Here is a 12,021-nt window from a genome sequence, read left to right on the forward strand (position 1 = left end):
GGGCATTGTCTCGGCCCGCAACCGCGACATCCAGTCCGGCCCCTACGACCAGTTCATCCAGACCGACGCGACGATCAACCAGGGCAATTCGGGCGGCCCGCTGTTCGACATGGACGGCAAGGTCGTCGGCATCAACACTGCCATCATTGCGCGCGGCGGCTCGTCATTGGGCATCGGCTTTGCCGTGCCGGTGAACCTGGCACGGCCAGTCATCGATCAGCTCGCGGAGTTCGGCGAAACCCGCCGTGGCTGGCTCGGCGTCGGCATCCAGGAGGTCAGCGAGGATATCGCCAGCAGCCTCGGCCTCAAGAGCACTGCCGGAGCGCTGGTGATCGACGTCACCAAGGGCGGCCCGTCCGAGGGGCAGGTGATCGAGGGCGACATCATCCTCGAGTTCGACAGCAAGCCGATCGCCCGCATGCGCGACCTGCCACGCGTCGTCGCCGAGACCGAGGTGGGGAAGGCCGTGCCGGTTAAGATCCTGCGCGATGGCACCGAGCAGACCCTCAGTATCACTTTGGGCCGGCTGGAACTCGGCGAGCAGCTGATCGCCAGGAACAACGCCCCGGCGACGCCGGAACCTGCGCCGGCGCCAGCACCCGAGCCGACGGCCACGGAGGAAGACGCGCCGCCACCGGGGCTGCCCAACCTGGTCGGCTTCGACGTTGCGCTGCTCGATGAGGGCAAGCGCGCCGAGTTCGGCATCGCGCCGGAGGAGGATGGCATCGTCGTCACCAGCGTCAAGAGCGGCAGCGACGCCGATCAGAAGGGCTTTATTCCGGGCCTCCTGGTCACCGAGGTGAACCAGAAGGAAATCGGCACCGTCGACGAATTGAGCGAACTGGTGGGGCAGGCCAAGGAGGCCGGCCGCCCGGCAGTGCTGTTCAAGGTGGTCGACCCAACCGGCACCAGCCGGTTCATCGCGGTCCGGCTAAGCTAAAACTCGAGCCGATACAGCACGTGCGGCCGGAGCGGATTGCCCTCCGGCACCGTGATATCGTCGAAATCCTCGGCCGGATCACGCCGCATCCCGAGCTTTTCCATCAACCGCCGCGACGGCGTGTTGATCTCGGAGGTATAGCCGACCACCCGCGCAGTCGGCAGCCAGCCGGGCGCCCACGCAAGGCAGGCGCTGGCGGCTTCGAAGGCGTAACCCTGGCCCCAGTATTGCTGCCCGAAGATCCAGCCGATCTCGATCTGGCGGCCGCCGGGAAGCTCTTCGTCGGTCCACGAGAAGCCGATGCCGCCGATCAGCGCACGGTCCGCCTGCCGCTCGACCGCCACGAAGCCGAATCCGTGCTCATCGAGGGCTTGCTGGCAGGCCACGATGACCGCGTCGGACTCGCCGCGGCTCTGGATCGAGGGCCAATAGTAGAGGCGGACCTCGAGATCGGCGTTGATGGCAGCCCAGGCTTCGTGATCGGCCGCCTCCCAGGGGCGCAGCAGCAGACGGTCCGTTTCGATCCTCATGCGCCGAGCGCCGGATTGCTGATCCGGTACACCACATGCGCTCGCAGCGGGTGACCTGGCGCCAGCTTTGGATGCTCGAAGTCGGCGTCCGCATCGCGCACCATGCCGATCTTTGCCATGACGCGCTGGCTGGGCACATTGCCAGTAAAGGTGAAGGCCACGATCTCCGGCAGCTTGAGCGTCGTAAAGCCATAGTCGAGCCAGGCGCGAGCCCCCTCGGGGGCAAAGCCTTGTCCCCAGAACGCCTTGTCGAACTGCCAGCCGATCTCGACGGCCGGCTGGCCACGAATGGCGGCGCGCGTTTCGTCCGGGATGTAGCCGATCCCGACGAGGCCGACGAACTGGCCGGTCGATCTGAGCTCGGCCGCGCCGAAGTGAAAGCCGACGGCGGCCTGCTTCTCGATCGAGAATTCCAGCTGTGCCCGGGCCTGCCCCGGCGTTGCAATCGTCGGATAGAAGCGGCGGACTTCGGGATCGCCGAGAACCGCCGCCAGCGGAGCGTGGTCGCGGCTCTCCCAGGATCTGAGAACGAGTCGCTCCGTCTCCAGCCTCACCTGACGATGTCCTCGTCGGTATAGCCCTGCAGGTAGAGCAGGGCCGTGAGGTCGCCATGGTCGATGCGGATGCCGGCTTCGGCTGCGACATGCGGCTTGGCATGCAGTGCCACGCCGAAGCCCGCGGCCTTGATCATGTCGAGGTCGTTGGCGCCATCGCCCACCGCCATCGTCGCGCTCATCGGCAGATTTCGCTCGGCGGCCAGGGACTCGAGGCGGTGCAGCTTGGTCGATTTGTCGACGATCGGGCTCTGGACCGTACCGGTCAGCCGCTCGCCATCGAACTCGAGCACATTGGCGATGGCCTCGTCGAAGCCGATGCGCTTGCCGAAATAGTCGGCAAAGAAGGTGAAGCCGCCCGAAACCAGCGAGGTATAGGCGCCATAGGCCTTCATGGTGTGGATCAGCGCCCGGCCGCCCGGCGCCAGGGTGATGCGCTCGCGCCGAATCTCCTCGATGGCGGCGCGTTCCAGCCCCTTGATCAGCGCGACGCGGGTACGCAGCGCCTGCTCGAAATCCAGCTCGCCATTCATGGCGCGCTCGGTGATCGCGGCGACCTCGGCCTTAATGCCGACCGCATCGGCGAGTTCGTCGATGCATTCCTGCTCGATCATGGTGGAATCCATGTCGGCGACCAGCACCTGCTTGCGGCGACCTTCCGCCGGGACCAGCGCCACGTCGACCGGTCGGTTGCCGATGACGGCGCGCGCCGCGGCAACCGGATCGGCGGCCCTCGGCGCCTCGATCTCGCAAGCGATGCGCTGGTGCAGCCAGTTGATCTCACCCCTGGTCTCGTGCTGGATCGCCGCGACCAGCGCCGAGTCAATTGCGGGGTCAGCCGGATTGGCGATGAGGCAGAGAACCGTCATGTGCGTGAAAAGGGCCTGAAAACGATGGGCAAGCGCCCGGAGAGGCGAGCGGTGTTGATAGCGGGTCCGACTGCCAGCGGCAAGTCGGCGCTGGCGCTCGACCTGGCGCGACAGCAGGGCGGGGTGATCGTCAACACCGACGCGCTGCAGGTCTATGACGTCTTGCAGCTGCTGACTGCCCGTCCATCTGAAATCGAAATGGCCGGGGTGCCGCATCGGCTCTACGGCGCCGTGCATCCGTCGATCCGCTTTTCGACCGGCGAGTGGGCCCGCGCAGCGGCCGCGGTGATTGCGGCGGAGGCTGATCGGCCGCTGATCTTCGTCGGTGGCACCGGGCTCTACTTTGATGTCCTCACCGCGGGCTTCGCCGATGTGCCAGAGGTGCCGGCAACGGCCCTGGCGGCCGCCGAGGCCGAGGTCGAAGGCCTCGATCGGGAGGAGCGCGGCCGGCTGATTGCGGCGCGTGACCCGCTGGTCGCGAGCCGCCTCAAGGCGCCGGACCCGCAGCGGGTGATCCGGGCGCTCGCCGTGCTGAATGCGACCGGCCGCTCGCTCGCCAGCTATCAGGACGCAGCGCAGCAGGGGCTGCTCGAGGGGTTCGCGCTCGAGCGGCTGGTGCTCAACCCCGACCGCGAGCTGCTGCGCCAGCGCATCGCCCAACGGTTCGAGACGATGTTCTCAGCCGGCGCGGTGGAGGAGGTCGAGGCGTTGCTGGCGCTGGAGCTCGACCCAAGCCTGCCGGCGATGAAGGCGATCGGCGTGCCCGAGATCACTGCAATGCTGGCAGGCGAGCTCGAACAAGACGTCGCGATCGAGCGCGCGGTCATCGCCACCCGCCAATACGCCAAGCGCCAACGCACCTGGTTCCGCAACCGCATGGCCGACTGGAACTGGATTGTCCCTTAGGTAACGTCGATCCGGGTGGCGCCGGTGGTGCGTTCGAGGTCGGCGGCAGTGATCTCGAATACCGAGCGCGGGTCGCCGGCAGCCGCCCAGACCGTGCCGTAGTCGTGCAGCGCGTCATCGAGATAGGTGGCCAGCGGCAGAGGGTGCCCATAGGGCGAGACGCCGCCGATCGAAAAGCCGGTGTGGAGCTTGACGAAATCCGCATCCGGCCGCTCCAGCACTTCGCCGATGCGTTGCCCGGCGCGCTTCTCGTGCACGCGGTTACTGCCCGAGACCAGCAGCAGATAGGGCTTGCCGCTGTCCTTGCCCTTGAACAGCAGCGACTTGACGATGCGCCCGACCTCGACGCCGAGTGCGTCGGCGGCCATCTGCGCGGTGGTCGCCAACTGTTCGAGCACGATCACCTGCGCCGGCAGGGCGTGGCTGGCCAGGGCGTCGGCGACGCGCTGTTCGGCGGGTTTCAGCTGAGGCATGGGCAGGATCCTGGAGCGCTTTCAGGCGGGTAGGGCGAGTTTCTTCATCAGGCCCAGCCGCCCGCGCATGGCGAAGCGGCTGACCAGCAATATCGCGACGAAGGCGAGGCCGGTCGCAAGGCCCAGCCAGACACCGACACCGCGCAGGTCGAAAACGAAGCCGAGCACATAGGCGGTCGGCAGGCCGACGAGCCAGTAGCCGAAGATGGCGAGCAGCATCGGCGTGCGGGTGTCGGAGAGGCCGCGCAGCGAATGTGCCGCGACGACCTGCGCGCCATCGGCCAGCTGAAATATCCCGGCAATGCCGAGATAGGTGGCAGCGAGCAGCAGCGCTGTGGCATTGGCGGGGTCGTTGCTATCGAGGAAGATCGCCACCAGCGCATGCGGCACGGCAAGGAACAGCGTCGCGGTCAGCGCCATGAAGCCCGTCCCCATGACGATCGCCGTCCAGCCGGCGAGCCGCACACCCTCGCTGTCGCCGCGGCCGTAGGCGAGGCCGACGCGCACCGTGGCGGCCATGCCAAGGCCGAGCGGCACCATGAACGCGGTGGAGGCGAGCTGCAGCGCCACGGCATGGGCCGCGGTCTCGTTGGTGCCGAGCCGGCCCATCAGGATTGCTGCCACCGAGAACAGCCCCACTTCGGCCGCGACAGTCAGTCCGATCGGCAGCCCGACCCTGAGGATCTCGCGGAAGCGCGGCCAGTCCGGCTTGAAGAAGCGCACCAGAATATGGAAGCGCTTGAGCTTGCGGTGCGTGACCACATAGCCGAGCAGGGCAAAGAACATCACCACGTTGACGAGGCCGGTGGCGATCGCCGCTCCGCGCAACTCGAGGCGTGGAAAGCCGAAATGACCGAAGATCAGCGTGTAGGCGAGCAACCCGTTGACCAGGACGCCGATCGCCGTGACGACGAGGATCACCCGGGTCGCGGCGAAGGCCGAGAGGAACGAGCGCACCACCATGATGCCGAGTGCCGGGTAGAGCATCCAGAAGCCGGCGAACATGTAGCTCTCGGCCAGCGCCGTGATCTCAGGGTCCTGGCCAATGGCGAGGTAAATCGGGCGGATGTTGAGGACGATCGGCACCAGCAGCGTCGCCACGAGTATAGCCACCCAGAACCCCTGGCGGACGATACGACGCACCGCCTTGGTATCACCGCGGCCACGGGCCTGAGCCACCAGCGGCGCGACGGCGCCGACAATGCCGATGCCGGTCAGCTGGAACGGCACCAGGAACGCGCCGGCTAGCGTGCCGGCGGCGAGGTATTTCGGGCCGAGCCAGCCCATCAACACCACGTCGGTGGTGAAGAGGAGGTTCTGCGCCAGCTGCGCGATGATCAGCGGCCAGGCCAGCGCAAAGCTTGCGCGAAGCTCTGTTGCCCATCGGTTGGAGGGCGTCGAAGCATCGGTGCCGGATACCGGCACCGTTGTCGGCTCATTCATAGTGGTAATCCCAATCGCGTGGGACCTTTACCTCAGCCAACGATTTGCCTCAAGTTCGTGCGGAACCTATCCGGAGCCCACGCATTGTCGTGCAGGGCTCGCGTCTTAACAAACCTCCCGGAGGGTATTCATGCGTAAGTTTCTATCCATCGCCGTGGTTCTGGCTGGGGCGTTGACGCTCGCGGCCTGCTCGACCACCGAGAAGACGGCCAGTACCGGCGCGATTGCCGGCGCCGTTATCGGCGGCGTGACGACCGGTACCGTCGGCGGTGCGCTGGTTGGCGCTACGGTTGGCGGCATCAGCGGTGCCGTGGCCGGCGAGCTCATCGGCCGCTATCGCGACGACCCGACCAAGTGCGTCTGGGAAGACCGCAACGGCCGCCGCTATCTCGCTCCGTGCTCGCCGAACGGCTGACACGTGGCAAGCGATTTGAACAATGGCCCGACGGGAAACCGTCGGGCCATTTCATTTGAGCGCGCTCACTTGAGCCCAATCAGCAGCCGGTCGGGCCCGCCACGGCTGGCAACGAACAGGTCGGGCCGGCCATCGCCGTTGAAATCGGCAAGCTCGATGTCGAAGGCATTGGCGCCGGTGATTGGCGGCACGACACCCGGCGCGGCAGTGAAATGTCCGGCGCCATCGTTGGCGAAGGCGAGCAGCACAAAGTCCGAGCGCCTGGCCCCGAGGTCACCCATGCGGCCGCGGATCAGGTCGAGGTCTCCATCTCGATCATAGTCGATGAAGGCAGCGGCGGTGGTCAGCTCGTCGTCGGGGCTCAGATGCGTGGCGGTCACGTCGGTGAAGCGGCCATGGCCGTCGTTCAGCAGCAGCCGGTCCTGCTGGTCGCGGTCGGCGTTGAAGATGCGGACATTGGCAAAGTAGAGGTCGAGGTCGCCGTCGCCATCCACATCGCTCAGATCGGCGTCCCGCGTCTCCTCGGGCGTCGCTCGCAATGGCAGGGGTGCATCGGCGAAGCGACCGGCGCCGTCGTTCAGGTAGAACCGGTTCTGCTCCTCGTTACCGAAAATCAGGTCGGCGTCGCCGTCGCCATCGACGTCGCCAACCGCGATATCCTGGCTGATGTCGTCGTATTGCGGCAGGCGGGCGGCGCTCTCGTCGGTGAACCCGCCGGCGCCGTCATTGACCCAGACGAAATCCGGACCGGCGTTGGCGGTGACGAGATCGGCATCGCCGTCCCCATCCACATCCACGGTGACCACGGTGTTCGACGTGGCGCGATTGGGCAGGCGATCGGAAACGTCGGTGAAGCCGGCCACACCATCATTGAGGTGGTAGCCCAGCACCTGATCGTCCTCGCCGATGAACACCAGGTCAAGGTCGCCATCCCCGTCATAGTCGGCGACGGCGACGTCCTCGTGGTCGCCGCTGGGACCGTCGAGTGGCGCTTCGCTGAACCGCCCCGTGCCATCATTGAGCAGCACCCGGTTGCTACCGAGTTCGATGGCGATGGCGAGGTCGGCATCGCCATCGCCATCGAGGTCGGCGGCGGTCGCGCCCATCGCATTGGGTGAACCGCTCTTGGGCGGCAACGCCTCGGCCGACACGTCGATGAAATAGGGCGTGGCCGTGTCCGGCGAGCAGAGGCCGAAGCTGATGACGGCGACCAGGACGCAGAGCTGATCCATCCGTTGAGGCTAGGCGGTGTCCCGCCGCAGGACAAGCGCCTGTCGCCGCGGGGCCGATTGTGCTAGGGTCGGCTCGCGGCTCAGGCCGGAGTGATACCGGCGTCGCGTCCGTGACGCCGGACTCGTACCCCAGGACCACAGTGAATACCTTCAAGAGCATCGCCGTGCCGGTGACGCGCCGGCTTGGTGCCGGCAAGGCCAAACCGAGCGCCGGTGCATCGGGGGCCGATCGTCATTCCGAGCGGGCGGCAGCCGAGTTTCAGCGCCAGCCGGCGCAGCCGACGACGCCGCATGCGGTGCACCGCTTCCATGTCGGGCAACGGCTGACCATGGCGCGGGGTTCGCGCGACATTGCTCGGTCGGCGGCGGTCTGCCAGGTGGTGGCGCTGCTGCCGCACGAAAGCGGCCCGTTGCTCTATCGGGTGCGCAGCGAACTCGAGAGTTTTGAGCGGGTGGTCGACGAGGTCGATCTGGCGCCATACCGGTAATCGTTGCGGTTGGCCTTGATTAAGGCGCAATGGTGGCAGATATAGCCGGGCACGTTTCGCTTCCATCTGGCGCTACCAGCTCGGGCCGCTTGCGGTCTAATTGGCTACCTCTTGATATTGTGAACGTTTAGACCCGGTCGGCATGTCGCCGAACGAGGAACGCGTGCAAAGCGGGAAGATCCTGCGCACGACAATTGAAAGGGGGCCATCATGATCGAAGGCACCGTTAAGTTCTTCAACACCACCAAGGGCTTCGGCTTCATTCAGCCGGACGATGGTTCGAAGGACGCTTTCGTCCACATCTCTGCCGTCGAGCGTTCGGGCCTGTCGGGCCTCGCCGAAGGCCAGAAGGTGAGCTACGAGCTCGAAAAGGGCCGTGACGGCAAGGTTTCGGCGACGAACCTCAAGGCGCTCTAAGAACGCCCCGTGGCGCTGAGGGACTTGTCCTAGCGGCGCAACGACGGAAAAGGCCCCTTGCGGGGCCTTTTTTGTTGCCTGGTTTTTCGACTGCTACGGCTTCAAGCCAGCCGGAACCGGCGGTGCCTCGTAGCGCACGGTAATCTGCACCCGGCCATTGCCGGCAAGGTACGGATCGTTGGGGAACAGCGGCTCAGAGCTGGCGCTGCCGTTCACCGCGCGGATGCGGTCATCCGAGAGGCCGAACTCGCCGAGGATGGCGCGGACCGCGTTGGCGCGGTCGCTGGAGAGATCCCAGGCGCCGTAGCGCGGGTTATCGTACACCGCGCCGGCGGCGGTATGGCCCGAGATGGTGATCTGGTTCGACAGCTTCTGCAGGATCGGGGCGAGCGCCGCGATCGCCTTGCGGGTCGACTCGTAGGGATATTTCGACCCCTCGGGGAACATCGGCCGCCCCTCCTGGTCCATGATCTCGATGTCGAGGCCGTTCTCGGTCTCGCGCACCAAGAGGTTATCGGCGATCTTGGTGATATCGGGCAGGGCCTGCCACGCCTGGCGGATACTGGCGGCAGCTGCGTGATAGTCGGCGTTGTAGCGGGACTCGAGCGTCACCGTCGAGGCGCGGATCGCGTCGTAGTCACTGCCGCCGACCTCGGCGACACCGCCGCGCGATTCCATCTTCGGGCCGGCCTCGCTGCTCTCCGGTGCGGTGAGCGCGTCCTTGTTGGACTCGACAGCGATCTTGGCGCCATCCTCGGCAAAGGCGAGGCCTCCCATGACGCCGCCGGCGCCGCTGGTGTTCTCGCTGACATTGGGTGGCGCGAAATAGTCGGCGAGGCCCTTCTTCTGCTCGGGCGTCGTCATGCTGATCAGCCACAGCAGCAGGAAGAACGCCATCATGGCTGTCACGAAGTCGGCGTAGGCGATCTTCCAGGCGCCACCATGATGGGCATGGGCGGCCCGCTTGACCCGCTTGATGATGATGGTCTGGTCGTTGCGCGCCATGGCTCAGGCCCTCACTGTGCCGGCAGGTTGGCGGTGGCTTCGTCGATCTCGGCGAAGGTCGGCCGTACTTCCGACATCAGCGCCTTGCGCGCGAATTCCACCGCGATGGCAGGGGCATAGCCCGACATCTGCGCCAGCAGGCCAACCTTCATCGACAGGAAGTATTTCGACTCCGCCTCGAAGATGTTGCGCAGCGACTGCGCCATCGGGCCGAAGAAGCCATAGGCGACGAACACGCCCAGGAAGGTCCCGACAAGCGCGCCGCCGATCATGTGGCCGAGCACTTCCGGCGGCTCGCTGATCGAACCCATGGTCTTGATCACGCCCAGCACGGCCGCGACGATGCCGAGTGCCGGCGTGCCGTCGGCCAGCGCCTGCACCGCGGAAACCAGGCGCTCGCGCTCCTGGTGATGGGTCTCGAGTTCCTCGTCCATCAACGACTCCATCTCGTGGGCGACGTTGCTGCCGAGGGTGACCATGCGCAGGTAGTCGCACATGAACTCGACGGCGTCGTGGTTGCCGGCGAAGGTCGGGAAGCGCTGGAACAGCGATGAGTTGGCGGGGTCCTCGATATGCGGCTCGAGCGCCAGCACGCCTTTGGCCTGCACCAGCTTGAACAGCGTGAACTGCAGTCCGAGCAGTTCGACATAGGCCGCCTTGTCGTAGCGCGGGCCGCGGAACAGGATGCCGAATATGCTGGCCGTCTGCTTCAGCACCGGCCCGGTATTACCGATGATGTAGGCGCCGAACGCCGCGCCGAGAATGATCAGTGCCTCGAAGGGCTGGATCAGCACTTCGAGATGCCCGCCCATGGCGATATAGCCGCCGATGACGCTGGCAAAGATCACGACAATGCCGATGATGAGACGCATAAAACAGGACCCGCGCTACTAAATCAGGGACAAGCGTCCTGCGAACCTGAGGCGAGCGATCGGCGCGGTCCGATCCAGCTGCCTTCTATGTTCGAAGCGACTCCTGTCTGCTTCTCGAACTCCGCCCGAAACCGCGCGGAAACCTAGTCTTTTCAGCGCCATTCATCGGCGCGTCGTTCAGCCGCCAATCTGCTATGCCGCGGTTAAGGTTCAGCTAATGGCGAGGCGCGGAAACGCAGCAGACTGACGCGCTCTGGTGGGTGGGTGAGGGCGATGGGCATGGCTCGATCGCGTCCCACCCACGGCCGTCATTCCCGCGAAGGCGGGAACCCAGTGGGATCCCTCCCCACTCGCTGACGTTGCAGCATCCCACTGGGTCCCCGCCTGCGCGGGGATGACGCCGGTGGAAGAGGCGGTACCGGTGATGGGGACAGGAGGAAGTCGTTCGGGCCACGGGCCGATTATCGCGACAATTTCGAAAATGCCCCATTAGGAGCATTCAAATCCGCCGCGGAATGCGGCATAGCTGCCATACTGGTATGGTAGGGATTTGAGGAGCTTCCCGTTGAAGATTACAGACCTGAAATGCGCGATCATTGCCTCGAGCCCGGTGATCCGCATCACCACCGACGAGGGCATCACCGGCTGGAGCCAGATCGAGACCCCAAAACCCTACGTCAAGCCGCAGGTGCTCCAGCTGAAGGATTGGATCGTCGGGCAGGACCCGCGCGATGTCGAGCGGGTCATGCGCCGCATCCGGGTGCGCGGTGGTTTCAAGCCGTTCGGCTCGGCGGTCTCAGCCATCGAGCATGCCCTGTGGGACATTGCCGGCAAGGCGGCCAACGCGCCGGCTTACCGCCTGCTCGGCGGCAAGGTGCGCGATCAGGTCCGCACCTATCGCACCCTGTACCAGGCCGAAGTGCCGGGTGGCGCCGAGCATACGCCTGAGGGCTACAAGCGCTGGGCCGAGTACGGCAAGTCGCTGAAGGGCGAGTTCACCCTGTTCAAGCTGCCGAGCGCCTACCACTCATCGATGGTTCGCGATTTCCCGGATTTCTTCTATGGCGAGGTGCAGCACGACGCGCCGTTCCCGTACCCGCACAAGGGCACAATGACCAAGGAAGGCTTTGACCACCTCGTCGCCTGCATCACCTCGGCCCGCGAGACGCTGGGCAAAGGCTACAACACCGCGGTCGATGCCGGCCCGGGCTTCATGCCGCTCGATGCGCTGCGCCTCGCCAAGGCGGTCGAACACCTGCACCTGTTATGGATCGAAGACACGGTGACCGGCGACTACTCGCCCTACGTCAATCCTGACGTCTACAAGGACGTGACGCACCACACCACGACGCCGATCCACACCGGCGAGCAGATCTACCTGCGCCAGCACTATAAGCAGTTGATCGAGAGCCACGCGGTGAACGTCATTGGCCCCGATCCCTGCGACGTCGGCGGCCTCGCCGAGATCAAGTGGGTGGCCGAGCATGCCGACCTGCACGGCATTGCTATCGCGCCGCACGGCACTGCCAACGGCATCCTCGGGCTCGCGGCGCTGATCCAGGTCTGCGCCACCATGCCGGACAACCTGATCGCCTTCGAGTACCCGGCCCGCTTCGAGCCGTTCTGGTACGACATCACCGAGGGCTTCGAGGGCATGCCGGTCAAGGGCGGACTGATCGATGTGCCGGATCGTCCGGGCCTCGGCGTCAACCTGATCGCCAAGGAAGCCAAAAAGTACCTCGAAGAGGGCGACGAGAACTTCTTCGACTGAGGTTCAGGCGTGAACTGAACGGGCAGGGGCGTGGACCTGAGGTGCGCGCCCCGCTTCATTCAGCCGGCGCTTGGCTCCCCTCCCCCTTGAGGGGAGGGGGTGGGGG

At 65.8% G+C, this 12,021-nt stretch carries 14 protein-coding genes; 6 read left to right on the top strand and 8 right to left on the bottom strand.

Translation table 11 applies throughout. The features are described 5' to 3' along the window. The coding region (locus VW23_RS29365) for a PDZ domain-containing protein (RefSeq protein ID WP_141728168.1) at positions 1–940 on the top strand (940 nt) is incomplete at its 5' end. Here the strand turns inward: VW23_RS29365 and VW23_RS00985 are convergent. From VW23_RS00985 to serB, 3 genes are read right to left on the bottom strand one after another with little or no spacing between them, the layout of a single operon-like run. Next, on the bottom strand, positions 937–1,470 hold the full coding sequence (locus VW23_RS00985) for a GNAT family N-acetyltransferase (protein ID WP_069907735.1): 534 nt from the start codon (positions 1,468–1,470) through the stop codon (positions 937–939). The two genes, VW23_RS29365 and VW23_RS00985, sit on opposite strands and share 4 nt — an antisense overlap. Continuing rightward, entirely contained in the window at positions 1,467–2,024 is a 558-nt protein-coding gene (locus VW23_RS00990) for a GNAT family N-acetyltransferase (RefSeq protein ID WP_069907736.1), read from the bottom strand. The genes VW23_RS00985 and VW23_RS00990 overlap by 4 nt, the downstream gene beginning before the upstream one ends. Continuing rightward, entirely contained in the window at positions 2,021–2,893 is an 873-nt protein-coding gene (gene serB, locus VW23_RS00995) for a phosphoserine phosphatase SerB (protein WP_069907737.1), read from the bottom strand. The genes VW23_RS00990 and serB overlap by 4 nt, the downstream gene beginning before the upstream one ends. A gap of 51 nt (positions 2,894–2,944) precedes the next feature. On the opposite strand from serB, the gene miaA reads away from it, so the two are divergent. Continuing rightward, on the top strand, positions 2,945–3,799 hold the full coding sequence (gene miaA / locus VW23_RS01000; RefSeq protein WP_244513320.1) for a tRNA (adenosine(37)-N6)-dimethylallyltransferase MiaA: 855 nt from the start codon (positions 2,945–2,947) through the stop codon (positions 3,797–3,799). Here miaA and VW23_RS01005 read toward each other — a convergent pair. Both VW23_RS01005 and VW23_RS01010 read right to left on the bottom strand, forming a co-directional pair. Further along, positions 3,796–4,272, bottom strand: coding sequence for a YbaK/EbsC family protein (locus VW23_RS01005; protein ID WP_069907738.1), 477 nt, complete (start codon positions 4,270–4,272; stop codon positions 3,796–3,798). The genes miaA and VW23_RS01005 overlap by 4 nt on opposite strands. Positions 4,273–4,293: 21 nt before the next feature. After that, positions 4,294–5,715, bottom strand: a complete 1,422-nt coding sequence (locus VW23_RS01010) for an MATE family efflux transporter (protein WP_069907739.1) — start codon at positions 5,713–5,715, stop codon at positions 4,294–4,296. Between the two features lie 130 nt (positions 5,716–5,845). On the opposite strand from VW23_RS01010, the gene VW23_RS01015 reads away from it, so the two are divergent. After that, positions 5,846–6,130, top strand: coding sequence for a hypothetical protein (locus VW23_RS01015; RefSeq protein ID WP_069907740.1), 285 nt, complete (start codon positions 5,846–5,848; stop codon positions 6,128–6,130). A gap of 65 nt (positions 6,131–6,195) precedes the next feature. On the opposite strand, the gene VW23_RS01020 is transcribed toward VW23_RS01015, so the two are convergent. Continuing rightward, positions 6,196–7,362: an FG-GAP repeat domain-containing protein gene (locus VW23_RS01020; RefSeq protein ID WP_069907741.1), complete on the bottom strand. Its 1,167-nt coding sequence runs from the start codon at positions 7,360–7,362 to the stop codon at positions 6,196–6,198. A gap of 140 nt (positions 7,363–7,502) precedes the next feature. Between VW23_RS01020 and VW23_RS01025 the strand changes: the two genes are divergently transcribed. After that, complete coding sequence (locus tag VW23_RS01025) at positions 7,503–7,850, top strand: hypothetical protein (RefSeq protein WP_069907742.1); 348 nt, start codon at positions 7,503–7,505, stop codon at positions 7,848–7,850. Between the two features lie 210 nt (positions 7,851–8,060). Then, on the top strand, positions 8,061–8,267 hold the full coding sequence (locus VW23_RS01030) for a cold-shock protein (RefSeq protein WP_055878471.1): 207 nt from the start codon (positions 8,061–8,063) through the stop codon (positions 8,265–8,267). A gap of 93 nt (positions 8,268–8,360) precedes the next feature. Here VW23_RS01030 and VW23_RS01035 read toward each other — a convergent pair whose 3' ends face one another. Next, complete coding sequence (locus VW23_RS01035) at positions 8,361–9,272, bottom strand: flagellar motor protein MotB (RefSeq protein ID WP_069907743.1); 912 nt, start codon at positions 9,270–9,272, stop codon at positions 8,361–8,363. 11 nt (positions 9,273–9,283) lie between these two features. Next, positions 9,284–10,144, bottom strand: coding sequence for a flagellar motor stator protein MotA (gene motA, locus VW23_RS01040; RefSeq protein WP_069907744.1), 861 nt, complete (start codon positions 10,142–10,144; stop codon positions 9,284–9,286). Between the two features lie 565 nt (positions 10,145–10,709). Here motA and VW23_RS01045 point away from each other — a divergent pair. Beyond that, positions 10,710–11,915 carry a mandelate racemase/muconate lactonizing enzyme family protein gene (locus tag VW23_RS01045; protein WP_069907745.1) on the top strand — a complete coding sequence of 402 codons (1,206 nt, stop codon included), beginning with the start codon at positions 10,710–10,712 and terminating at the stop codon, positions 11,913–11,915. Positions 11,916–12,021: the final 106 nt, after the last annotated feature.

The sequence above is a fragment of the Devosia insulae DS-56 genome, assembly GCF_000970465.2.
GTDB lineage: Bacteria > Pseudomonadota > Alphaproteobacteria > Rhizobiales > Devosiaceae > Devosia_A > Devosia_A insulae.

Excerpts from the sequence above, each read along its gene's own strand:
- VW23_RS00985 (WP_069907735.1), bottom strand. The coding sequence starts at position 1,470 with ATGAGGATCGAAACGGACCGTCTGCTGCTGCGCCCCTGGGAGGCGGCC.
- serB (WP_069907737.1), bottom strand. The coding sequence starts at position 2,893 with ATGACGGTTCTCTGCCTCATCGCCAATCCGGCTGACCCCGCAATTGAC.
- VW23_RS01005 (WP_069907738.1), bottom strand. The coding sequence starts at position 4,272 with ATGCCTCAGCTGAAACCCGCCGAACAGCGCGTCGCCGACGCCCTGGCC.
- VW23_RS01010 (WP_069907739.1), bottom strand. The coding sequence starts at position 5,715 with ATGAATGAGCCGACAACGGTGCCGGTATCCGGCACCGATGCTTCGACG.
- VW23_RS01015 (WP_069907740.1), top strand. The coding sequence starts at position 5,846 with ATGCGTAAGTTTCTATCCATCGCCGTGGTTCTGGCTGGGGCGTTGACG.
- VW23_RS01020 (WP_069907741.1), bottom strand. The coding sequence starts at position 7,362 with ATGGATCAGCTCTGCGTCCTGGTCGCCGTCATCAGCTTCGGCCTCTGC.
- VW23_RS01030 (WP_055878471.1), top strand. The coding sequence starts at position 8,061 with ATGATCGAAGGCACCGTTAAGTTCTTCAACACCACCAAGGGCTTCGGC.
- VW23_RS01035 (WP_069907743.1), bottom strand. The coding sequence starts at position 9,272 with ATGGCGCGCAACGACCAGACCATCATCATCAAGCGGGTCAAGCGGGCC.
- motA (WP_069907744.1), bottom strand. The coding sequence starts at position 10,144 with ATGCGTCTCATCATCGGCATTGTCGTGATCTTTGCCAGCGTCATCGGC.